Source organism: Castellaniella sp., from assembly GCF_047971665.1.
Taxonomy (GTDB): domain Bacteria; phylum Pseudomonadota; class Gammaproteobacteria; order Burkholderiales; family Burkholderiaceae_B; genus Castellaniella.
Map to the genome: position 1 here is coordinate 82,882 of NZ_JBKEAA010000021.1, position 22,919 is coordinate 105,800.

Sequence of the window (22,919 nt, forward strand, 5' to 3'; positions counted from 1 at the left end):
CACATGGCTCCTTCCGTCGGGCGGGAGCCTTTCGACATGCACACAACGCTGACATCTCCCTCATCCACCCCTCTCGTGCGCATCCGGCCTGGTCGCGCGTCCAGCGCCCGCCTGAAAACCGGTGGGCTGGTGCCGTTCACCGCCACGGACTATCCCGGGCTGCTGGCGGCCGTCGTCTTCGTGCAAGGCTGCCCCTGGCGCTGCGGCTATTGCCATAATCTGCACCTGCAGCCGCGCACGGCCGACAGCCCGCTGGACTGGAACGACGTCCTGGCGTTTCTGACCCGCCGGGTCGGCCTGATTGACGGCGTGGTCTTCAGCGGCGGCGAACCCACCATGGACCCGGGACTTGGCGACGCCATCCGGAAGGTCCGCGCGCTGGGCTACCGCATCGGCCTGCACACCGGCGGCACCCACCCGCGCCGCCTGGCGCAGGTGCTGCCCGACATCGACTGGGTGGGGCTCGACATCAAGGCCGCATTCCAGGACTATGCCCGCGTCACGCAGGTGGCCGGCAGCGGCGAGCCCGCGCGCGCCAGCTTGCAGGCCGTGCTGGACAGCGGAGTCGATTTCGAATGCCGCACCACCGCCCACCCCGACCTGATCGATGCCGAAGGTCTGCTGTCGCTGGGCCGCACGCTGGCCGGCCTGGGCGTCCGGCACTACGCGGTGCAGGTATTCCGCCCGCAGGGCTGCGAGGACGCGGTCCTGAACGCGCACGGCCAGTCGCTGCGGAACTGGCCGGGCTCGGCCGTGCGCGACACGCTGACGTCCCTGTTCGATTCATTCGAATTGCGGCATGGTTGACGACGGACATCAGCCCTGCATGGCATCCAGCAGCAGGCGCACGGTGTAATCGGCAAAACTGCGCCGCACGATCAGCTCCCAGTCCTCGCCGCGCTCGTCCAGCGGACGCAGCAGCACGCCGGCCTTGAAAAAATGGGACTGGGCGCACTGGCCAGGCGTCAGGACGCGCGGATGCAAGTCGAGCGGACATCCCGCGTTCAACACGTCACGCGCCCCCGGTCCATGCAGCCGCACCACCGCATAACCGCTGCTCTGATCCGTCACGGCAAACCAATGCCCCGCCAGCGCCCGACCGATACGCCCGGCCAGATCGACCGCAGCCTCGGCCTGCGTCTGCAGCAACCATTCGTCTGGGCCCAGCCACAGCGCCAGCACATCCCGCTCCTGCGCCACGGTATTGGGGATGACCGGCAGTTCCAGCCCCAGGTCCGCGCGCAAGGCGTTCTGGATCGCCCCATGACCGGGATCGGCGCGCAGGTTCACCAGGCCGATCAGGGGCTGCTCGCTCAGGAGGACATGCGCCGGCGTGCCCTGCCGCAACGGCGCATCAGCGTCCGTGCGCAGGCCCGCCAGCGGTGTCTGCGGCTTGATTTCAATCGACATGCTGACGGGCTCCCTCGGGATCATAGAAGACCGGACTGCAGACGCGCGCCGGCATGAATTGTCCATCGGCCGTGGCGACGGTGACCGGCTGGCCCATCCGCGTCCGGCCGTCCTTGAGCAAGGCCAGCGCGATCGAACGGCCCAGGACCGGACTCATGTAGCTCGACGTCACATGGCCGAACATGGGGACGATCGCGTCCTGCGCAGGCCCTTGCAGGATCTGACCGCCTTCGGGCAGGACGCAGGCCGGGTCGTCGGCCAGCAGGCCGACGAACTGCTTGCGGCCAGCCCCCTGGGTATGACTGCGCATGAGCGAGCGCTTGCCCAGGCAGTCCTTGTGCCTGGCAATCATGCCGTCCAGGCCCAGATCCACCGGGCTGACCGAACCGTCCGTATCCTGACCCACGATGAGGTAGCCTTTTTCGCCGCGCAGGACATGCATGGCCTCGGTCCCGTACGGCGTGATTCCACAGGGTCCACCCGCCTGCATCAGCCGTTCTGCGACAGGGCGGCCCATGTTGGCCGGCATGTAGATCTCGTAGGACAGTTCGCCCGAAAAACTGACCCGCAGCACGCGGACGGGCACCCCGTCGATTGTGCCTTCTCTGAAGCTCATGAAGGGAAAGGCCGCCTGATCGAAATCGATGTCCTGGCACACGGCGCTTAACACCTTGCGTGCCTGCGGGCCCGCCACGGTAGTGACCGCGTACTGGTCGGTCACCGACGTCAGATAGACCCGCAGGTCCGGCCATTCCGTCTGCAGCCAGCGCTCCATCCAGCTCATGACGCGCGCCGCGCCACCGGTGGTGGTGGTCAGCAGAAACTGATCCTCGGCCAGCCGGATGCCGACACCGTCGTCCATGACCATGCCGTTCTCGTCGAGCATCACGCCATAGCGGCAGCGGCCAGGCGCCAGCCCGGTCCAGGCATTGATATACAGGCGGTTGAGGAATTCCGCCGCGTCGGGACCGCGCACATCGATCTTGCCAAGTGTGCTGTAGTCCAGCAGGCCGACCGCGTGACGCACGGCCAGGCATTCGCGCCGCACGGCGGCGTCGATATCCTCGCCCGGCCGCGGGTAGTAATGGGCCCGTTTCCAGTGGCCAGCGTCCTCGAACACGGCGCCCTGCTCGACATGCCAGTCGTGCAGGCAGGTCTTGCGGATCGGATCGAAATAATCCCCCAGTTCGCGTCCGGCGATGGCGCCGAAACTGACCGGAGTGTAGTTGGGGCGGAAGGTGGTAGTGCCGGTCTCGGAGAGGCGCCGGCCGAGCGCCTCGGCCAGCACCGCCATGCCGTTGATGTTGCCCAGTTTGCCCTGATCGGTGCCGAACCCCATCGAGGTGTAGCGCTTGACATGCTCGACCGAACGGTAGCCCTCGCGCACCGCCAGGAGGATGTCGGATACCGCGACATCATTCTGGTAGTCGATGAATTGCTTGGGACCGTGGCCGGCCCGCCGGCCCTGCCGGCCCTTGGCAACCGACCACAGCGGCATCAGGGGCGCCGTCAGGACGGGACGCGCGGTCCAGACCGGCGGCGCATCGACCGGACGGGCCGACGGCAACCCGGCGACCGCATTCAGGCCGGCCCGCACACCGCCCTCGAGCGCCGCCTGCAAATCGAAATCCCCCTGGGCGGCCCCCGCGCTGCTTTGCGGCTGGACCGGTGCATCGGGCACGAAGCAGGCGCGCGCGTCGCACCAGCGCGGCCTGCCGCGCGACTGCGCATACAGATGGATCACCGGATTCCAGCCGCCGGACATCGCCAACAGGTCGCACGCCAGCGTATCCGTATCGTTGATCAGGCGCGCGCCCAGGCCACGCAGGCGTACGCAGGCCACATGCCTGTCACCACGCGCCTCGGCAACCACAGCCTGATAGATCACGGGAATCCCCAGCCGGATCGCCTCGCCCGGCAGCGTGCCATCGCTCATCACCCTTGGATCGACGACGGTGACCTGGGCGCCATGGTGTTTGAGGTCGATGGCGCACTGGTAGGCGCTGTCATTGTTGGTGAACACGACCGCGTGGCGGCCGGGCAGGACGCCGTAGCGATGAATATAGGTGGACACGGCGCCGGCCAGCATGACGCCAGGCACGTCGTTGTGCCCGAAAGCCAGCGGGCGCTCGTGAGCGCCAGTGGCCAGCACGACGTGACGCGCGCGGATTTTCCAGACCCGTTCACGCGTTCCCGTGCGTTGACCGATGGGCAAATGGTCATGCAGTCGCTCGCAGGCCGTGACCAGATTGTGATCCTGGTAACCGAAGGCTGTCGTGCGCAACAGCACCCGCGCCTCCGGATGCGCGGACAGTTCGGTCATCCGTTGCGCCACCCAGGCAAGCGCGGGTTCCGCGTCGATGGTCTCATCGGCGCTCAGCAGGCGGCCACCGGCTTCGCTGTCACCGTCCACGAGGAGGACGCGCGCCCCGGCGCGCGCGGCCACGCAAGCGGCGGCCAGACCCGCCGGCCCCGCCCCCACGACCAGCACATCGCAATGCGCGTAGCGTTTTTCGTAACGGCTGGGGTCGGGCGACTCAGGAACCGATCCCAGGCCGGCGGCCGCGCGGATCCGCGCCTCGTACCGGCCCCACCAGCGGCGCGGCCACATGAAGGTCTTGTAGTAGAAACCTGCGGGAATGAAACGCGCGATGTGCCGCATGAGGGCCATGCGGTCACGCTCGAGGCTGGGGCTGGCGTTCACACTGGTGGCGCGCAGGCCCTCGTAGAGCTCGACCTCGGTGGCCCGGGCGTTGGGCACGGTGTAGGGGCCGCTTTCGAGCTGCACCAGGGCGTTGGGCTCCTCGACGCCGGCCGTCATGATGCCGCGCGGCCGGTGATACTTGAAACTGCGCGCCACGAAATGCACGCCATGCGCCAGCAGGGCCGAGGCCAGGGTATCCCCCTCGAAGCCGGTGTACGCTCTGCCGTTAAAGGTGAAATTCAGCGCCACGCCGCGGCGCACACGCCCACCTTGGGGCAGGCGGCAGAACGGATTCATGTCGTCTCCTCATGGCGGCCAACGCATTCTTCACGCCGGAATTCGTAGGTGCGGGTATCGCGCTCGGCCACGAACCAGCGACGGCAGCCGTGGGCATGCACCCACTGTTCGCGCAACGGGCCGCAGGGATTGCGGCGCATGAACACATAGTCACCCCACTGACGGTCGTCCAGCGACTCACTGTCCACGGGCCGGACGATGCCGGCCTCTCCGCCATAACTGAATTCGCTTTCGGCGCGGTCGCCGCACCAGGGGCATTTGATCAGCAACATGGCGGCTCCTCAGTGGGCCACGGCCGCGGCGCCGTGCTCGTCGATCAGATGGCCGCTGTAGAAGCGGTCGATGGAAAACGCCCGGTTCAAGGCGTGGGGCTCGTCGTGCGCCACCGTGTGGGCGAACACCCAGCCGGAGCCCGGCGTCGCCTTGAATCCGCCCGTGCCCCAGCCGCAATTGAAATACAGCCCCTTGATGCCGGTCTTGCTGATGATCGGGCAGGCATCGGGCGAGACGTCGACGATGCCGCCCCATTGACGATTCATGCGCACACGGCCCAACGACGGGAACATCTCGACGATGGCCTGCAGCGTATGCTCGATACTCTGAAAGCTGCCGCGCTGGCCGTATCCCAGGTACTGATCGATTCCGGCGCCGATCACCAGATCGCCCTTGTCGGACTGGCTGATGTAGGCATGCACGGCATTGGACATGACCACGGTATGAATGCAGGGCTTGACCGGCTCGGACACCAGCGCCTGCAACGGATGGCTTTCGATGGGCAGCCGGATGCCGGCCATGTCGGCCAGGACGCTGGAATGCCCTGCCACCGCCACGGCGACTTTTTTGGCCCTGATGAATCCCTTGCCGGTCTCCACCCCCTCGACCGCGCCATCCCGCGTGCGGATGTTGGTGACGGGACAGTGCTCGATGATGTGCACGCCCAGCCGGTCGGCCGCGCGGGCGAATCCCCAGGCCACGGCATCGTGGCGCGCGACACCGCCGCGCCGCTGGAACGAGCCGCCCAGGACAGGATAGCGGCTGGCCAGATTGATACCGGGGACGATGTCCTGGATCTGCGCCGGGGTCAGCCATTCTCCATCGACGCCGTTGTAGCGGTTGGCGTTGATGCGCCGCCGGGTGTCGCGTACTTCCTGCAGGGTGTGCGCCAGATTCATGACCCCGCGCTGGCTGAACATGACGTTGTAGTTCAGATCCCGGGACAGGCCTTCCCAGAGCTGCATGGCCTTTTCGTAGAGCTGCGCGGACTCGTCCCAGAGATAGTTGGAACGCACGATGGTCGTGTTGCGCGCGGTGTTGCCGCCGCCCAGCCAGCCCTTGTCCAGGACGGCGACATTGCGCACGCCGTGGACCTTGGCCAGATAGTATGCGGTGGCCAGCCCATGACCGCCGGCGCCGACGATGACAACGTCATAGGCCTTCCCGGGTTCGGGGCTGCGCCAGGCGCGGCGCCAGTGTTCATGATGGCTCAGCCCGTGGCGGATCAGGCTGAAGATGGAGTAGCGATTGCTCATGATCTCCTCGCTTGGATGACGCCACGCGAGGCTGGCCATGGAATGCGGCGCGGGCCATCGATCCCGCGTTCATTCGATCCCTGCCCCGCATGCGCTCCCGACGGCACATCGGTCGTACCGTTGTCATTCTAGTCAGATGGACGGCCTGATGGGGAGAGGGATGAATGCGCGCCCGGGTCCTAGGATCCTGTCTGGTTGGTTTGCGCGCTCAGTGAGGCCGGGCGCAGTCGGTGGCGCAGGGTGGTCAGCACATCGCGCAGCACCGTGCGCGGCTGGAACACAGCCATGTCGATGGAGTCCAGCGTGTTCTTGACCATCAGGCCCAGTTCCGTATCGCCCTCGATCACCAGACGACGGCTGAAAAACAGGGTGTCCGGGTCCTCGCTGCGCTGCAACAGGCAATGGAAATCCCAGGCGTCGGCGCGGAACGTCAGGTCGGGCTCGGCCTGCTCGTGCCGGGCGGCCCGGAAGGCGCCGTCACGCCAGGTGTAGTCGAAACGCAGCCCCGCATCGGCCACATGAATGCGCAGGGAACGGCCTTCGAGCATGTGCAGGGTATCGGGGTGCAGGTGCCGGGTCAGCACCAGATTCAGCCCGGTCACGAAAAGGACGGAACCGGGATAGCGCGGCAGATGCCCAAGCACCCGGGCAAAGGGTTCCGGAATGCGATAGGCGGGAGTGTTCGGATTTTGCATGGATCGGCTCACGAAAACGGATGACAAGAACAATGATGCGTCAGGCGATGCTGCGCGCCTTGACCCCCGGCGTCCGGGCATCCGGCGCCTGAGACACGACGACGCCTTCGGACGACACCATGTCCAGACCGGCCCGGCCGTGCCAGTAACCGTTGCACGGCCCGGCCGGCATCAGCGGCACCAGCCGCTGATGCGCCTCGTCGGCGGTCTCACAGCCATCGAGGACAGCGCGGAAGGCCGCCACGACCTGATCCATGTGCTGAGACTGAGGGCTCAGCCGGATGACGTCCACGCCCAGGCCGCGCAACTCGCCCAGCGCATGAATCAGTGTATAGACCAGGGCCGACTGCGTCTGAATGCCGTTGATGGTCAGGAAGGCTTGGGATTCCTTGGTTTCGAGCAGCAGTCCGTCCGGATGATCCATGCAGACGTACTGGCAGTTGTCCTTGGGGAAATTGCGATTCCGGGCGGTGAAGCAACGGGCGGAAAAGGCCAGCGGCATGCGTCCGTAAGCGAACACCTCGGTCTGCAAACCCGCAGACCGGTCATGCTGCAATTGCGTCAAGCCGGCACGGCTCATTTCCAGGGGCATCACCCAGCGGGTCGCCCCCTGAGCGGCCATCACGTCCAGCGTCGGTTTACTGTAGACGTTCAGGAACGGGCCGGCGATAAACGCAGGTTTCTGCGCCGCGTCCGCTTCGAGCAGTCTTTTTTGCATGAGGTGCACGGCCCCCATGTCGTTGGCCTCGACACCGTAGCGCTCGTTCTCGATGATCTTGCGCAGGGTTTTCAGGTCGTTGCCTGTTTCGAGCAGGACCTGGGTCGACAGCACAGGGGTCTTGCCGGCCTGCGCCAGCATGTCGGCAACCTCGATCCAGTCGGGCAGGCGCAATTCGTGACGGCGCGAACAGACGGTTTCTCCCAGGTAGACGATATCCACCGGCCAGTCGCACACGGCGGCATAGAATTCCAGGGTGGTGACGCGGGGCCAATAGTATTGCAAGGGGCCCAGGGCGATTTTCATGATGTGATCCTCGTGCGCAATGGGCGGGACAGTCCCCCTCCCGTAGGGAGGCCGGATTCAATGCCCCGCGCAGGATTATTTCCAGGGTCGGTTGTAGGCGCCCAGCGTGTGCTGCTGGCCCTCGGCGACCTTGTTGAGCTCGGCCATCCAGGAGGGATGCACCGAGTAGCGGGACGGACTGTGGCGGGCCTGATCGATGGCCTGACGCCAGACCCGGGTGACCTGACCGGTATAGGCGGGGCTGCGCTGGCGGCCTTCGATCTTGATGGCCCGCACTCCCATGGCCATCAACCGGGGGAGCAGTTCCAGCGTGTTGAGGCTGGTGGGCTCTTCGAGTGCGTAATAGTTTTCGCCCGCCACGTCGAAGCGGCCCTTGCACAGCGTCGGATAGCCGGCATTCTCGCCTTCTTCGTAGCGATCGATCAGCACCCCGTTCAGGCGCGATTCCATGCCGCGATCCGTCTGCTGCCAGCGGACGTGCTTGGCTGGCGAACAGACACCGTGGGTGTTGGGCGATTCGCCCGTGGCATAGGATGACAGGGCGCAACGGCCCTCGACCATGACGCACAGGCTGCCAAATCCGAAGACCTCGATTTCAACCGGCGTGTTTTCACACACCTGCTGGACCTGGGCCACCGACAGTACGCGAGGCAGCACGGCGCGCTTTACACCGAAACGCTCATGGTAGAAATGAATGGCCTCGTAATTCGTGGCGGAGCCCTGCACCGACAGATGCAGCCGCAGGTCGGGATGGCGTTCGCAGGCGTAGGCCATCAGGCCCGGATCCGCCATGATGACCGCGTCCACCCCGGCCTCGGCGGCGCGGTCCACGGCATCGCGCCACAGCGACCAGGCGTCGGGCTGGGGATAGGTATTCAGGGCCAGGAGGACCTTGCGCTGGCGGTCATGGGCGTAGCGAATGCCTTCGGCAATGGCGGCCGCATCGAAGTTCAGGCCAGCGAAATTGCGGGCATTGGTTGCATCGCGAAAGCCCAGATAGACGGCATCGGCGCCTTCATCGACGGCGGCTTTGAGTGCGGGCAGGCTGCCTGCGGGGCAGACGAGTTCGAAGTCCGACGGGTCGCGGTGAGACACCACGCCGGGACGGTGGGATTCGGGGAGGGCTGACATGAGGGACATCCAGAGGGTTCGGGCGGGGCATACCGCCGGGCCCCGCTTCGGCAATAGCGGAAACTATGCCTTGTCGAACAACATCAGACCTTAATCCTGATCAAGAAGCCTGCATCCTGACCTGTGCGCAAGGTCTTTCCCGGACCGTCCGTCCACCGCCCTGCCCGCCCGTGAAAACAATACCCCCGACATGATCTTGCCCCACCTCGAACCAGGGATCGTGTAAGGTAGCACCACCCTTGTTTTGCGTGCGCCTTTACGCCTTTCCATGACTCCTTCCGATCTGACCATCGACGTCCGCTCGCTGCCCCCTCCGGAACCGCTGGAACACTGCCTGGAAGCCCTGGCCGATCTGGCCTGCGGTCAGCGGCTGCACATGCTCATCGACCGTGAACCGTACCCGCTGTATTCAATCCTGGATCGCGATGGTTTTCAGCATTGCTGCACCTTCGAGGACCCACACTACCGGGTCACCATCTGGCGCAACTAGATGCAGCGCGCACTCGATTTCGACAAGACGCCCGCGCTGGGCGTTCCCCTGCCCTTTCTCCTGAACGTCCCGCTGTTCGCCCTGCTGGCCGGCGTGCTGGCGGCCTGGGCCGGTCCGCAGGCCTTTGCCTCGCGCTGGAATGGCGCGGCCCTGGCCCTGACCCACTTGTGGACCCTGGGGATTCTGGGCAGCGCCATGATGGGCGCGTTGTTGCAGATCCTGGCGGTGGCCTGTAATGTGCCTGTGAATGCGGCCCGCGCAACAGCCGGACTGGCGCATGCGCTGCTGACAGCGGGCACCCTGCTGTTGGCGGTGGGCTTTCTGGGCTGGTGGCCGGCCGCCTGGATCGGGGCCGTCGCGCTCCTCGCGCCGGCCTTTGCCCTGTATCTGAGCGCTGTGACCCTGGCGCTCTGGCGCTATCGGCGCCAGGTCTACAAGGGCGCTCGGGAAATCCTCGTTCCGGTCAGGGGCGCATTGATCGCTCTGGCCTGTGCAGTGCTGATCGGCGCGATCCTGGCGCTGTCGCTGGGCCTGGGATGGGCGCTGCCCGATCGGGTCGATGCGCACGTACTGTGGGGGCTGGCCGGCTGGGGAGGTCTGCTGCTGATGGGCATGTCGTTCCAACTGCTGCCGATCTTCCAGCTGACGGAACTCTATCCCAAGCCGCTGACACGCTGGCTGCCGCTGCTGATTCCGGGCCTGCTGCTGGCCTGGACGGCGCTGGATGCATCCTCCGGACTGCCCCGGCTGATGCGGGAAACCGCAGAACTGCTGCTGACCGGCGCCTACACGCTGTGGGCCGGCGTCACACTGCGGCTGCTGTGGACCCGCAAGCGGCCGCAGCCGGAAGCCACGACCTTGTTCTGGTATGCCGGCATGCTCAGCCTGCTGGCCTGCGCGCCAGTCTGGATCTGGATGACGCACGGGCCATCGCCCCGCGCAGGCCTGGTGCTGGGCGTGCTGATGATCGTCGGTGTGCTGGGTTCGGTGGTCAACGGCATGCTGTACAAGATCGTGCCTTTTCTGCTCTGGAAGCATGCGCAGGACGCGGTGATCGTGCCCGACCGCAACCCGGCGCAAGCGCGTGTCTATCTGAAAGTCCTGCCCAAGATGGCCGCGTACATCGGCGAACGTCCGGCCCGGTGGCAGTGGGCCGCCCATGTCGCCGTCGTGCTGTGCTGGGCATTGGCGGCGGCGGGCTGGACGCCGGCGGCACGAGCCGCGGGGCCGCTGCTGGTCATGTCTGCGGCGGGCCTGGCCTGGAATATCGGCGGGGCGCTGCGGTTGTACCGGGAGACGCTGCGCGCCATGGCGGCCCTGCCCCATCATGGGACCACCTCGCGGCCTGCAGGCCGCTCCGGTTCGATCGGCTGAACATGGTCCGCGGGGACCATGTTCAGCCGGTCTCATCCCTTATACCCTTTCAGGCCTTCGGGGTCCAGGATGGTGTATTCGCGGCCGCGGACGCGAATCAGGCCCTGGTCGCTCAGGTCGCGCAAGGTGCGGGAAAAATGTTCCGGCGTCAGGTTCAGGCGCGAGGCAATGACGGCTTTGCTGATTTCGATACGGAAGGGCTGGCCGACTTTGCCTTCCCATTCGCGCAGCAGATAGGTGATCAGGCGCTGGGCGCCTGTATGCAGGGTATAGGCCTCGACGTCGCCCATCAGGCTGTACAGCCGCCGGCTCAATCCGGCCAGCATCTTGCGCGCCACGCACGGGTTCCGGTTCAATTGGTCGAACAGCGCATCGCGCCCCACGTGCAGCAGCAGCGTGTCACGCAATGCCTCGGCCGTCACGATGTAGTTCTTGCCCATGAACATCAGGGCCTCACCAAAACCATCGCCGGGACCGATCAGGCGCACGACGCGCTCGACGCCGGAGTTTGAAACGAACAGCAGCTTCACCTGACCATAGACCACGACGTGGAATCCCACACACGGATCGCCGCGCCGGAAAATGATTTCTCCGCGCATGGCGCTGATTTCGCTGGTTCCCCGGGCAATGGGATCCAGATCATAGAGGGGCAGTTCGTTGAACAGCGGCACCCTGGACAACAGGTCGCGCATCCTGACGTGCCGCGAACGGTCCTCGGAACCGCCTCGGGGGGGCCACGGATTGATAGAATCCCCGGTACGATGATCCGCGCCCTCTTGACCTTCCTGGGCAGTCTGTCCCTGGCTTTGGGCGTGCTGGGGATCTTCCTGCCCCTGCTGCCCACAACGCCGTTCCTGCTGCTGGCTGCTTTCTGCTTCCTGCGCGGTTCCCCCCGCATGCATGCCTGGTTGATGTCCCATCACATTCTCGGTCCTTACATCCGCGATTTTCAGACGGGGCGCGGGATCCCCTTGCGCAGCAAATGCGTCACGCTGACCCTGATGTGGGTCTCTCTGGCCCTGTCGGCCTGGATCATGCCGGTTCCCTGGACTCGTTGGTTTTTGCTGATCCCAGGCATCGGGGTGACGATCTACCTGTGGCGACTGCCCACCCGTCCGAGCGGAGATCCCGATCGGACAGCGAGCGACCCGGATCAGATCAGCCGGGAATAAGTCGCTACTCGGGGACGGCGCACATACTGGTCGAATACCATCGCCAGCGCCCGCACGAATACACGCCCCTTGGGCAGCACCCGCAGACCGCTCGCATCCAGTTCCAGCAAGCCCGCATCTGCATACGGGCGCAAGCGCTCCAGCTCTTCTGGAAAACAGGCCTCGAACGAACGACCGTGACGCGCCTGGAAGGCGGCGAAGTCCAGCGGCATGCTGCACATGACGGTCATGATAACCTCGCGTCGCATGGCATCTTCAGGACATAGATCAAACCCTTTGGACGTTGGCAGCCTCCCCTGTGACAAACTGTCACGATAGGCGTTCAGCGAATGATGGTTCTGAATGTAGGCATGACCGATCTTGCCAATTGCCGAAATACCGAACCCCACCAGATCGCATTGCGCCCGCGTCGTGTAGCCCTGAAAGTTGCGGTGCAGGCTCTGATTCAGACGCGCCTGGTTCAGCTCGTCATCGGGCTTGGCGAAATGATCCAGCCCGATATAGACGTAACCGGCCGCCAGCAAACGGCGCACCGACATCAGAAAGATCCCGAGACGCGCATCGGCGCTGGGCAGGTCTTCGGCATGGATCAGGCGCTGCGCCTTGAACCGGTCGGGGAGATGGGCATAGTTGTACAGGGCGATGCGGTCGGGAGACAGCTCGATCAGCTGGTCCAGCGTGCGGCTGAAACTTTCCGGCGTCTGCTTGGGCAGACCATAGATCAGATCGACGTTGATGGACTGAAAGCCGTTGTCCCGGCTGGCCTGCAAGGCCGTGCGCACCATGTCATAGGGCTGGATGCGATTCACCGCCGCCTGGACCAGCGGATCGAAATCCTGCACCCCGAAACTGGTGCGGTTGAACCCGAGTCCGGCCAGCATGGCGAGCGAGGCGGGCGTGACGGTGCGCGGATCGATTTCCACACCCAGTTCGGCATCGGGTGTGAATTCGACATGCCGCCGGATCTGATCCATCAGCGCGGTCAACTCGGCGGCGCTGAGGAAGGTGGGCGTGCCGCCCCCGAGATGCAATTGCACCGCCTGATTGTGACGCCCCAGGTGCGGGCCGACCAGATCCATCTCGCGATACAGAATCTCCAGGTATTCGGCCGAGCGGCTGTGATCCTGGGTGATGATCTTGTTACAGGCACAGAAATAACAGAGTGATTCGCAAAACGGCAGATGCACATAGATCGACAGCGGCGGCGCCTGCTCGGCCTGCGCCCGCTGCTGCAAATGGGCGGTGTAGGCCGAGGCCGGATAGTCTTGCTGAAAACGGTCGGCCGTCGGATATGAGGTATAACGCGGCCCGGCCTGATCAAAGCGACGGATCAGCGCCTCCGAGATCTCCAGGTCGGGAAAGGCGATGATGTCCGGATCAGAGACCGGTGTGGGTACTGCTTGAGTGGTCATGCGGCAAGCTCCTGCGACAATGCCGCGCCCGGAACCGGATTCGGCCGGAATTTTGGGCGGCACTATCTTCATTTCAACATAGTCTCTCGCAAAAAATGCCGCATCGGCTTGACTCAAGTCAAGTCGATACATTCGCGTATCATCGATGGCATGCTTTTGACCCTGATCCTCGCCATCCCGTTCATCGGCAGCCTGTGCGCCTCGCTGATGCCCGCGACTGCGCGGCGCGCGGGTGCCTGGGTCGCGGGCGGCAGCGCCCTGGCCTGCCTGACCCTGACGCTGGGCCTGACTCCCGCCATCACCGCTCAGGGCATGGTCAAACTCAGTCTGGCCTGGATTCCGACCCTGGGCGTGGACCTGACCCTGCGCATGGACGGTTACGCCTGGCTGTTTGCCGTGATCATCACGGCCATGGGCGCGCTGATCGCCCTGTACGCGCACTACTATCTTTCGGCCCGTGATCCCGCCCCGCGGTTCTTTGCCTTCCTATTGAGTTTCATGGGCGCCATGCTGGGGGTGGTGCTGGCCGGAAATCTGATCCAGCTGCTGGTGTTCTGGGAACTGACCAGCCTGTCCTCATTCATGCTGATCGGCTACTGGCACCACCGCATGGACGCGCGCCGTGGCGCGCGCATGGCGCTGCTGGTGACCGGCGCCGGCGGCTTCTGCCTGCTGGCCAGCATGCTCATCATCGGCCATATCGTCGGCAGCTACGACCTGGACGCCGTGCTCTCGGCCGCCTCGGCCATCCGGGAACACCGCTGGTATCCCATCCTGCTGGTCCTGCTCGCCGTGGGCGCTCTGAGCAAAAGCGCACAGTTTCCGTTTCATTTCTGGCTGCCCAACGCCATGGCGGCCCCCACCCCCGTCTCCGCCTACCTGCATTCGGCCACCATGGTCAAGGCCGGCGTCTTTCTGCTGGCGCGCTTCTGGCCCATCTTTTCCGGTACCGACTGGTGGACCTGGATCATCGGCGGCGCGGGCCTGTGCTCGATGCTGCTGGGGGCCTACGCCGCGACCTTCCAGCGCGACATGAAGGGCGTGCTGGCGTATTCCACCATCAGCCATCTGGGCCTGATCACGCTGCTGCTGGGGATGAGCAGCCGCCTGGCCCTGGTGGCCGCCGTCTTTCACATCATCAATCACGCCACTTTCAAGGCGTCCCTGTTCATGGCGGCCGGGATCGTCGACCACGAAAGCGGCACCCGGGATCTGACCCGACTGTCCGGTCTGCGCACGCTGATGCCGCTGACGGCGACGCTGGCCATGGTCTCCGCCGCGGCCATGGCGGGCGTCCCCCTGCTCAACGGCTTCATTTCAAAGGAAATGTTCTTTGCCGAAACCGTCTTCATCACGGGCCACTGGGCCAGCCGCTGGGGCCTGCCGGCCGCCGCCGTGGCGGCGGGCGCCTTGAGCGTCGCGTACTCGCTGCGCCTCATCCTGCAGGTCTTCTTCGGCCCGCAGGCCTCGGGGCTGCCCCGCACACCGCACGATCCACCGCGCATGATGCTGATCCCCTGCGCCCTGCTGGTGCTGTTCTGCCTGGCCGTCGGCATGCTGCCCGGCCTGGTCCTGGGGCCGGTCCTGAAGCAGGTCATGCACGCCCTGCTGGGCGATCACATCCCGGCCTACAATCTGCAACTCTGGCACGGGCTGAACCTGCCCCTGCTCATGAGCCTGGCCGCCATGATCGCCGGCATCGGACTGTATCTGGCGCTGCGCGAACGCGACCGCCGCGCGCCGGGCCGGGTTCCCCTGATCTACCGCCTGGACGGTCGCCAGTCCTTCGAGGCGCTTCTCGAGGCCATCGATGCCGGGTCGGCCTGGCTGCTGGGCAGACTGCAAACCCAACGGCTTCAGCCCCAGGTCCTGTTGCTGGTGCTCGCCACCGGCATGGTGGCCCTGCTGCCCTTGCGCTCTGGCGGCTGGTGGCCGAGTGTCACCGTCACGACACCAGCTCAGTGGTCTTTCGGGCTGATGTGGCTGGCGGGGGGCGCCTGCGCCCTGGCCGCGGTCTACCAGGCAAAATACCACCGCACCGCCTCGCTGATGCTGGCCGGTACGACCGGACTGGTCACCTGCGTCACGTTCGCCTGGCTGTCGGCGCCCGATCTGGCCCTGACCCAGCTCACGGTCGAAGTCGTCACCACGGTGCTCATCCTGCTGGGACTGCGCTGGCTGCCTCCCCGCATCGAGGAATTCCCAGGGGCCACGCCCCGGGCGACACGCTGGCGCCGGCGTCGCGATTTCCTGGTGGCACTGGCCGCCGGCGCCATGATGGCGACCCTGGCCTATGTCATGATGACCCGGCCTTCGATGCGCGACAGCATCTCGACCTATTTCATCGAGCAGGCCTGGCCGCTGGGCGGCGGCGCCAATGTGGTCAACGTGATCCTGGTCGATTTCCGCGCCTTCGACACTTTCGGCGAAATCGCCGTCCTGGGAATCGTGGCGCTGAGCGTGTATGCGCTGCTGCGGCGCTTCCGCCCGCCGACTGAAACCATTGCCGCGCCCCTGCGCCGACGTGGCAATGGTCAGCCGGCCGTCTTCGTGGAACCCGACCTGCAGGCCCCCCTGCCCGACGGCACGATGCAGGTGCCCGCCGTCCTGGTGCGGCTGCTGCTGCCGGTCTCCACCCTGATCTCGCTCTATTTCCTGTTGCGAGGACACAACCTGCCGGGGGGCGGCTTCATCGGCGGACTGATCATGGCCACCGGCATCATCCTGCAATACATGGTGGGCGGCATCCTGTGGGTCGAGGCCCGCCCCCTGATCCGTCCGCAGGCCTGGATCGCCCTGGGCCTGCTGGTGGCCGGCGCAGCCGCCATGGTGGTCTGGTGGGCCGGCAAACCCCTGCTCGCCTCGCATGCCCTGGATCTTGCCCTGCCCCTGGCCGGCACCCTGCATCTGTCCAGCGCGCTGCTGTTCGACCTGGGCGTGTACATGCTGGTGGTCGGCGCGACGATCCTGATGATCATCGCCCTGGCGCACCAGTCCCTGCGTTTCTATCGCAAGCTCACCGAAAACGCGGACGGGCTTCTCACAGAACCCGATCCCGCGCCCGTTCATCCCGGCGCCGCACAATCATGACAATGGAATGGATTCTGTCGCTGGCCATCGGCGTCCTCGCAGGTTCGGGCGTCTGGCTGCTGCTGCGGCCCCGTACCTTTCAATTCATCATGGGCCTGATGCTGCTGGGCTATGCGGTCAACCTGTTCATCTTCGCCATGGGCCGGCTCCGGGTGGACGCACCGCCGGTCATCGATCCCTCCTGGACCGATCCGACGCTCTATACCGACCCTTTGCCTCAGGCCCTGGTGCTGACCGCCATCGTCATCGGTTTCGCCACGACGGCGCTGTTTCTGGTCGTGCTGCTGGCCTCGCGCGGGATGCATGGCACCGACCACGTGGACGGCGAGGAACACCACCCATGAATTTCTGGCTGCAACACCTGCCGGTTCTGCCGGTCCTGATCCCGCTGCTCGTGGGGGCGCTGATGCTGCTCACCCGCGACCATCAGCGCTGGATCCGCGTCGCCCTGGGCGCTCTCGCGCTGGGCCTGATGGTGCTGACCGCCCTGATGCTGGTGCGCGCCACGCAGGGTATCGGCGCGCCGCGCTGGCCCGACCACATCGGAGTGTACCTGCTGGGCAACTGGCCTGCCCCTTTCGGCATCGTGCTGGTCGCCGACCGGCTGGCCGCCCTGATGCTCGGCCTGACCGCCGTGCTGGGCGCATGCGCCTGGACCTACGCTACAGCACGCTGGGACCGGGTGGGCCGCCACTTTCATCCCCTGTTTCTGCTGATCATGATGGGACTGAACGGCGCTTTTCTATCGGGCGACCTGTTCAACCTGTTCGTGTTCTTCGAAATCCTGCTGACCGCGTCCTACGGCCTGATGCTGCATGGCTCCGGCAAGCACCGGGTCGGTGCCGCCCTGCATTACATCGCCGTCAACCTGATCGCGTCCTTTCTGCTGCTGGTCGCCATCGCCCTCATCTACGGCCTGACCGGCACACTGAATCTGGCTGATCTGTCGATGCGCGCGCTGACCCTGCAAGGCGCGGACCGGCAGCTGTTCGACAGCGCGGCCGCCATCCTGGGGGTCGCCTTTCTGATCAAGGCCGCCGCCTGGCCGCTGAATTTCTGGCTGTCGGATACCTACGCCGAGGCCGGCGCCCCTGTGGCCTCGATGTTCGCCATCATGACCAAGGTCGGCATCTATGCCCTGCTGCGCATCGGTTCCCTGCTGCTGCCTGCGGGCGCACCAGCGGCCTTCGGCGGAGCCTGGATGTTTCCCGCCGGAATCGCCACCCTGGCCTTCGGCACCCTGGGCATGCTGGCAAGTACCCAGGCGCGGCGCATCGCCGCTTACGCCATCATCACTTCCTCGGGCACCTTGTTCGCCGCGCTGGGCATGCCCGGCGCCACGCTGACCGGCCCGGCCCTGTACTACCTGCTCAGTTCGGTCCTGGCGCTGGGCGCGCTGTTCCTGTTGCTGGAGCTGACCGAGCGCAGCCAGTCGTTCGGCGCCAACGTGCTGGCCATTACCCAGGAGGCCTTCGAGAACGACGATCCGGATGCCGCCGACCTGAGCGGCCAGGCTGTCGGCGCGCCGCTGCCAGCCACCATGGCGTTCCTGGGCCTGAGCTTTTTCGCCTGCGCCCTGCTGATCATCGGCCTGCCGCCGCTGTCGGGGTTCGTGGCGAAATTCTCCCTGCTGTCGGCCGCGCTGCGCACCGCCGAATACGGCGCGCCCACGGTCAATGTCTGGCTGCTCGTGGCGGCCATGCTGATATCGGGCGTCGCCGCCCTGATCGCCCTGGGGCGCTGCGGTGTGCGTCTGTTCTGGGTGCCCGAGGATCTGCACGTTCCGACCCTGCGGCTGAACGAGATCATGCCCATCCTCGCGCTGCTGGTCGCCTGCGTCCTGATGACGGTCGGCGCCGGCGCGGTGATGACCTATCTGGAGGACACCGCCTGGTATCTGAATGAGCCGAACCGCTATGTCGAGGCGGTGCTGGGCCAGAATCCGCACCATTTCCCCGCTTCGATCGCAGCCGACGGAGATCCGCCATGAAGCGTCTGCTGCAATCCCTGCCCCTGGCCGGCCTGTTGCTGATCCTCTGGCTGGTGCTCAACGACAGTCTGTCGGCGGGTCATCTCGCCCTGGGCGCGGCAATCGCGCTGACCCTCGCATTGCTGGCGCCGGTCCTGCGCCCCACGCGCGCGCGCCTGTCGCATCCCCTGGTCGCGCTGCGCCTGGCCGGCCATGTGGCCATCGACATCGTGCGCTCGAACCTCGATGTCGGACGGTTCATCCTGCGCGCCCCCCGGGCCGGCACGCCCTCAGGATTTCTGGACATCCCGCTGCGCATCCGCGATCCGCATGGCCTCGCGACCCTGGCCTGTATCGTCACATTCACCCCCGGCACGGTCTGGACCGGCCACGACCCCGAACGCAATGTGCTGACCCTGCATGTGCTGGACATGCGCGACCCGCAACACCTGACCCGCATCATCCAGGACCGCTACGAGCGTCCCCTGATGGAGATCTTCGAATGAGTGCCACGATTCTGCTGTACTGGGCCGGCGGCTTCGCCCTGCTGTGCTTCACCCTGGGACTGGTCTGCGCCGTGATCCGCCTGATCCGGGGGCCGGTGGCTGAAGACCGCGTCCTGGCGCTGGACACCATCTACGTCAACGGCATGCTGATCCTGCTGGTGCTCGGCCTGCGCGTCGAGGCCAGCCTGTATTTCGATGTGGCCTTGCTGATCGCGCTGTTCGGTTTCGTCGGCTCGGCGGCCCTGGCCAAGTTCCTGTTGCGCGGCGAGGTGATCGAACCATGAGCGCACTGCCCCTGTGGGCCGCCGTGCCGGTGTCCCTGCTGCTCGTCCTGGCCGGCCTCGTGACCCTGACAGGTTCCCTGGGCCTGCTGCGCCTGCGCGACTTTTACGAACGCATGCATGCCCCGACCATGGGTATGACGATGGGCGTTTTCTGCGTGGTCCTGGCGGCCACGGTGGTCGCCAGCCTGCAGCAGCACCGCCCCATCGTCCACGAGTGGCTGATCTGCCTTTTCCTGTTCATGACCGCGCCGGTGACCGCCATTCTGCTGATGCAAAGTGCCCGCCGGCGCCAGCGCGCCCGATCATATAAACCTGAATGATCTGGTTACCTCGACGCTAGGGGAAAACCGTACACTGAATGTATGTTCGTGCGGGCCTCCTCTCTGCGCCCGCGCGGCAAGCAAGTCCCGGAACCGGGTCGGGAATCGCCCGGGATCCACCCGCAAGGAGTGTTCATCATGCGTCGAAACAAGCACGCGACACGGCACACCGCATTGCTGGCCATCAGTCTGGGCTGCGCAGCCCTGTTCGCCCCGGGCGTGCAGGCCGAGGGTGCCCAGACCCAGTACCAGAAGGACGTGGCACGCTGCCACAATACACCGGGGATCGACGTCCAGGCCTGTCTGAAAGAGGCGGGTGCGGCCAGTCAGGCCAGCAGCCAGGGCGCCCTGGCCCAACCGTCGGCGCAGGCGCGCGAAAGCAACCGCACCGAGCGATGCGAAAAGCTGCCTGCCGGCCAGCGCCAGGACTGCCTCTCTCTGATGGATCAGCCCGCCACACGCACCACGGGCTCGGTTCAGTCCGGCGGCATGCTGCGCGAAACCACGATCCCGATTCCCGCGCCCGCCGGCGGCTCCTGATCAGAGCTCCATCTGCATGCCCATTTCCACCACACGGTTGGGCGGAATCTTGTAGAACCGGGTGCTGCGGCTGGCATTGCGCGCCATGAAGGCGAACAGATGCCGCCGCCAGCTCTGATGCCAGGGCAGCCGGCGCACCACGATCACGGTCTGGCGCGACAGGAAATACGAAGTCTGCATGGGCTCCAGATTCAAGTCCTGGATTTCCTGGCCGATCTGCTCCACGACCTGGGGCACATTGGGCTCCTGCTTGAATCCCCAGCGCGCCACGGCCTGCCAGGCACTGCGGCTGACCCGCTCGATCTTCAGCCGCTCGCCAAAAGGCACATAAGGCACATCGGCGACCTCGATCGTCAGGAACAATGCCTGCTCATGCAGCACCTTATTGTGTTTCAAATTGTGCAGCAGCGCGGGCGGCACGGTGCCGACGATCATGCTCATGAACACGGCCGTCCCCGGCACGCGGGTCGGGGGGTACGCCTCCAGGGACTCCATGAAACTGGCCAGCGGCTGGTGATCGCCTGCCAGCGTGTCATGAACCCGTTGGCGCCCCTGCTTCCAGGTCACCATCAACGTCAGCAGACACAGCCCCACCACCAGCGGCAGCCAGCCGCCTTCATGCAGCTTGAGCGTATTGGAGGAAAACAGCAGCACGTCGGTCGCCAGAAAGACAGAAATCAGGACCAGCCAGGCCACGCGACATACACCGTGCGAACCCCGGGGCAAGACGGCAAAGGCCAGCAAGGATGTCATCAACATCGTGCCGGTAACGGCAAAACCATAGGCATGCGCCAGACTCTCCGAGGAGCCGAAAGACAGCGTCAGGATCAGCACGGCCAGCAGCAGCAACCAATTGACGCGCGGCAGATAGATCTGCCCCTCTTCGCGCGCCGAGGTGTGCTGGATCACCATGCGCGGCCAATACCCCAGTTGCACGGCCTGGCGCGTCACGGAAAACGCGCCCGAGATCACCGACTGAGAGGCAATCACCGTCGCCAACGTGGCCAGCGCCACCAGCGGGATCAGGCCCCACGTCGGCGCAAGCAGGAAGAAGGGGTTGCGAATCGCCTCGGGATCTCCAAGCAGCAAGGCCCCTTGACCAAAATAGCACAGCACCAGCCCCGGCAGCACCAGGCAGAACCAGGCGCGACGAATGATCGGGCCGCCGAAATGCCCCATGTCGGCGTACAGCGCCTCGGCCCCGGTCAAGGCCAGCACCAGCGCGCCCAGCGCCAGGAAGGTTTCCCAGGGCGCATCATCGATGAAGCGCAGCGCCCAGAGCGGATTGAACGCCTCCAGGATCTGGGGCTGGCCGATGATCCGCCAGGCCCCCAACCCGCCCAGCACCAGAAACCAGCACAGCATCACGGGGCCGAAGAGCTTGCCCACGGCGCCGGTCCCGCGAGACTGGAACATGAACAGCGCCAGCAGTACGACCACCGAAATCGGCACCACCCAGGCATCCAGCCGGTGCGACACGACGCCGATGCCCTCGACCGCGGACAGGACGGAGATCGCGGGGGTGATCATGCTGTCGCCATAGAACAGGCTGGCGCCGATCAATCCCAACAGGGCCAGACGCCAGCGCGTCTTGCCGGTCCGGCCACGCAACGCCAGCTCCATCAGCGCCAGCGTCCCGCCCTCGCCCCGGTTATCGGCGCGCAGAATGCAGATCACGTACTTCAGCGTCACCACCAGAATCAGCATCCAGAACAGCAGCGAAAGCGTTCCGAGGATGTGCTCGACGTCCGGGCGGCCGAGGCCCGACAGCGCGACCTTGACCGTATACAGCGGACTGGTGCCGATATCCCCATAAACGACACCCAGCGCACCGATCAGCAGGGTCGTCTGTGAATTTTCTTTTTGCATGCTCATACCATGACTATTCAGCCCGCGTCAGGCAGGCGCCCAGCCGGGGGCCGGGAAAAACAAGGGTGACCCGGGTACCGGAAAACGCGGGCCGGCTGGCGATCTTCCACCAGGCGCCGTGCGCATGCGCGATTTCGCGCACGATCGCCAGCCCCAGGCCGGAACCGGCCTGGCGCGCATCGGCCGCCCGGTAGAAAGCTTCGAAAACACGATCCAGATCCTCGGCCCGGATGCCGGCGCCGTCATCCTCGACGGAAAACGAAGGCGGATTGGACATGACGCGCAGCACGATCTGGCGCGCGCCCAGGCCATAGCGCAAGGCATTGTCGATCAGATTGCCCAGGAGCTCTCCCAGCAGTACCGGATCGCCGTCCACCCAGACCGCTTCACCAGGCGCCACCAATTGCAGATCGATGGACCGGTCGCGCGCGCGCCCCAGCCATTCCGCGCCGGCCTGACGCATCCATTCGCACAGATCCAGGCGCACGAAGCTGTCCTGAGGCCGGGCGGCGTGCTCGGCACGCGCCAGCACCAGCAGTTGCTGCCCCATCCGGATCATGTGATCCGTCACGGACTTGATGCGGCCGGCGCGCATGCGGATGTCCTCGGAAAGATCCTGCGCCAGCATGAGCTCGGATTCGACTTTCAGGCCAGCCAGCGGGGTGCGCAACTGGTGCGCCGCATGGCCGATGAAGCGACGCTGCGCCTGAACCGAATCATCCAGGCGCAGGAGCAGATCGTTGAAATGCAGAACCAGCGGAGCGACCTCGCTGGGCAAGCCGGCCAGATCGAGCGGTTGCAGATCCTCGATGGAACGCTGGCGGATGTCGTCGGCCAGCCGGTTGATGGAAGCCAGTTCGGAGCGGATCCCGGAAATCAGCACCCAGACGAACAAAGCCACCAGCAGCGCCTGGGTCAGCATCATGATCCAGAACAGATCACGCAACAGCCAAGGCTGCGGACGGATGCCCCCCGTCATGTACCAGGTCGCCAGCAGGTCGATGGACACCAGAATGAAAAAAGCCGGCAGCAGCCGGCGCACCAGACGGCGGGCGAGCGAATCCCTGGGGACGAGGCGCTCGACCAGACCCGGTGCATCGCGG

General features: G+C 65.6%; 22 protein-coding genes. 11 read left to right on the forward strand and 11 right to left on the reverse strand.

All coding sequences use genetic code 11. From position 1 onward, the window contains the following. Window positions 1–3: 3 nt before the first annotated feature. Entirely contained in the window at window positions 4–807 is an 804-nt protein-coding gene (locus tag ACK5JE_RS09625; RefSeq protein ID WP_416801491.1) for an anaerobic ribonucleoside-triphosphate reductase activating protein, read from the forward strand. A 9-nt stretch (window positions 808–816) separates the two neighbouring features. Here ACK5JE_RS09625 and ACK5JE_RS09630 read toward each other — a convergent pair whose 3' ends face one another. From ACK5JE_RS09630 to ubiU, 7 genes are all read right to left on the reverse strand, one after another. After that, entirely contained in the window at window positions 817–1,410 is a 594-nt protein-coding gene (locus ACK5JE_RS09630) for a sarcosine oxidase subunit gamma (RefSeq protein WP_416801492.1), read from the reverse strand. Further along, the gene (locus tag ACK5JE_RS09635) at window positions 1,400–4,411 is read right to left on the reverse strand and encodes a sarcosine oxidase subunit alpha family protein (protein ID WP_416801493.1); all 3,012 of its coding nucleotides are present in this window, start codon (window positions 4,409–4,411) and stop codon (window positions 1,400–1,402) included. The genes ACK5JE_RS09630 and ACK5JE_RS09635 overlap by 11 nt, the downstream gene beginning before the upstream one ends. Further along, window positions 4,408–4,683, reverse strand: a complete 276-nt coding sequence (locus tag ACK5JE_RS09640; RefSeq protein WP_416801494.1) for a sarcosine oxidase subunit delta — start codon at window positions 4,681–4,683, stop codon at window positions 4,408–4,410. The genes ACK5JE_RS09635 and ACK5JE_RS09640 overlap by 4 nt, the downstream gene beginning before the upstream one ends. 9 nt (window positions 4,684–4,692) lie before the next feature. Further along, window positions 4,693–5,940, reverse strand: a complete 1,248-nt coding sequence (locus ACK5JE_RS09645) for a sarcosine oxidase subunit beta family protein (protein ID WP_416801495.1) — start codon at window positions 5,938–5,940, stop codon at window positions 4,693–4,695. A 179-nt stretch (window positions 5,941–6,119) separates the two neighbouring features. Next, on the reverse strand, window positions 6,120–6,635 hold the full coding sequence (gene ubiT, locus ACK5JE_RS09650) for a ubiquinone anaerobic biosynthesis accessory factor UbiT (protein WP_416801496.1): 516 nt from the start codon (window positions 6,633–6,635) through the stop codon (window positions 6,120–6,122). Between the two features lie 40 nt (window positions 6,636–6,675). Next, window positions 6,676–7,659 (reverse strand): U32 family peptidase, encoded by a 984-nt coding sequence (locus tag ACK5JE_RS09655; protein ID WP_416801497.1) that lies wholly within the window; start codon window positions 7,657–7,659, stop codon window positions 6,676–6,678. A 75-nt stretch (window positions 7,660–7,734) separates the two neighbouring features. Further along, window positions 7,735–8,790 (reverse strand): ubiquinone anaerobic biosynthesis protein UbiU, encoded by a 1,056-nt coding sequence (gene ubiU / locus ACK5JE_RS09660; RefSeq protein ID WP_416801498.1) that lies wholly within the window; start codon window positions 8,788–8,790, stop codon window positions 7,735–7,737. A gap of 268 nt (window positions 8,791–9,058) precedes the next feature. On the opposite strand from ubiU, the gene ACK5JE_RS09665 reads away from it, so the two are divergent. Both ACK5JE_RS09665 and ACK5JE_RS09670 read left to right on the forward strand, forming a co-directional pair. Continuing rightward, a complete protein-coding gene (locus ACK5JE_RS09665) occupies window positions 9,059–9,280 on the forward strand; it encodes a DUF2249 domain-containing protein (RefSeq protein WP_416801499.1) in 222 nt (73 codons plus the stop codon). Further along, window positions 9,281–10,654, forward strand: a complete 1,374-nt coding sequence (locus ACK5JE_RS09670) for a hypothetical protein (protein WP_416801500.1) — start codon at window positions 9,281–9,283, stop codon at window positions 10,652–10,654. A 32-nt stretch (window positions 10,655–10,686) separates the two neighbouring features. Here the strand turns inward: ACK5JE_RS09670 and ACK5JE_RS09675 are convergent, their stop codons facing one another. Beyond that, entirely contained in the window at window positions 10,687–11,346 is a 660-nt protein-coding gene (locus ACK5JE_RS09675) for a Crp/Fnr family transcriptional regulator (RefSeq protein WP_416801501.1), read from the reverse strand. A 69-nt stretch (window positions 11,347–11,415) separates the two neighbouring features. On the opposite strand from ACK5JE_RS09675, the gene ACK5JE_RS09680 reads away from it, so the two are divergent. Further along, on the forward strand, window positions 11,416–11,826 hold the full coding sequence (locus ACK5JE_RS09680; RefSeq protein ID WP_416801502.1) for a YbaN family protein: 411 nt from the start codon (window positions 11,416–11,418) through the stop codon (window positions 11,824–11,826). On the opposite strand, the gene hemN is transcribed toward ACK5JE_RS09680, so the two are convergent. After that, on the reverse strand, window positions 11,808–13,238 hold the full coding sequence (hemN, locus tag ACK5JE_RS09685) for an oxygen-independent coproporphyrinogen III oxidase (RefSeq protein WP_416801503.1): 1,431 nt from the start codon (window positions 13,236–13,238) through the stop codon (window positions 11,808–11,810). The genes ACK5JE_RS09680 and hemN overlap by 19 nt on opposite strands. Window positions 13,239–13,388: 150 nt before the next feature. On the opposite strand from hemN, the gene ACK5JE_RS09690 reads away from it, so the two are divergent. The 7 genes from ACK5JE_RS09690 to ACK5JE_RS09720 all read left to right on the forward strand — a co-directional run bounded on the left by ACK5JE_RS09690 (window position 13,389) and on the right by ACK5JE_RS09720 (window position 19,947). Then, the gene (locus ACK5JE_RS09690) at window positions 13,389–16,328 is read left to right on the forward strand and encodes a monovalent cation/H+ antiporter subunit A (RefSeq protein ID WP_416801504.1); all 2,940 of its coding nucleotides are present in this window, start codon (window positions 13,389–13,391) and stop codon (window positions 16,326–16,328) included. Window positions 16,329–16,330: 2 nt separating this feature from the next. Continuing rightward, window positions 16,331–16,672 (forward strand): Na+/H+ antiporter subunit C, encoded by a 342-nt coding sequence (locus ACK5JE_RS09695; RefSeq protein ID WP_416801518.1) that lies wholly within the window; start codon window positions 16,331–16,333, stop codon window positions 16,670–16,672. After that, window positions 16,669–18,318: a monovalent cation/H+ antiporter subunit D gene (locus ACK5JE_RS09700; RefSeq protein WP_416801505.1), complete on the forward strand. Its 1,650-nt coding sequence runs from the start codon at window positions 16,669–16,671 to the stop codon at window positions 18,316–18,318. Before ACK5JE_RS09695 ends, ACK5JE_RS09700 begins: the two co-directional genes overlap by 4 nt. Continuing rightward, window positions 18,315–18,803, forward strand: coding sequence for a Na+/H+ antiporter subunit E (locus ACK5JE_RS09705; protein WP_416801506.1), 489 nt, complete (start codon window positions 18,315–18,317; stop codon window positions 18,801–18,803). The genes ACK5JE_RS09700 and ACK5JE_RS09705 overlap by 4 nt, the downstream gene beginning before the upstream one ends. Continuing rightward, on the forward strand, window positions 18,800–19,087 hold the full coding sequence (locus ACK5JE_RS09710) for a K+/H+ antiporter subunit F (RefSeq protein ID WP_416801507.1): 288 nt from the start codon (window positions 18,800–18,802) through the stop codon (window positions 19,085–19,087). The genes ACK5JE_RS09705 and ACK5JE_RS09710 overlap by 4 nt, the downstream gene beginning before the upstream one ends. Next, window positions 19,084–19,407: a monovalent cation/H(+) antiporter subunit G gene (mnhG, locus tag ACK5JE_RS09715; RefSeq protein ID WP_416801508.1), complete on the forward strand. Its 324-nt coding sequence runs from the start codon at window positions 19,084–19,086 to the stop codon at window positions 19,405–19,407. Before ACK5JE_RS09710 ends, mnhG begins: the two co-directional genes overlap by 4 nt. Window positions 19,408–19,545: 138 nt before the next feature. Continuing rightward, window positions 19,546–19,947 (forward strand): hypothetical protein, encoded by a 402-nt coding sequence (locus ACK5JE_RS09720; RefSeq protein WP_416801509.1) that lies wholly within the window; start codon window positions 19,546–19,548, stop codon window positions 19,945–19,947. Here the strand turns inward: ACK5JE_RS09720 and ACK5JE_RS09725 are convergent, their stop codons facing one another. Both ACK5JE_RS09725 and ACK5JE_RS09730 read right to left on the reverse strand, forming a co-directional pair. After that, window positions 19,948–21,822: a potassium transporter Kup gene (locus tag ACK5JE_RS09725; protein ID WP_416801510.1), complete on the reverse strand. Its 1,875-nt coding sequence runs from the start codon at window positions 21,820–21,822 to the stop codon at window positions 19,948–19,950. A gap of 7 nt (window positions 21,823–21,829) precedes the next feature. Beyond that, window positions 21,830–22,903, reverse strand: a complete 1,074-nt coding sequence (locus tag ACK5JE_RS09730; RefSeq protein ID WP_416801519.1) for a sensor histidine kinase — start codon at window positions 22,901–22,903, stop codon at window positions 21,830–21,832. Window positions 22,904–22,919 lie beyond the last annotated feature (16 nt).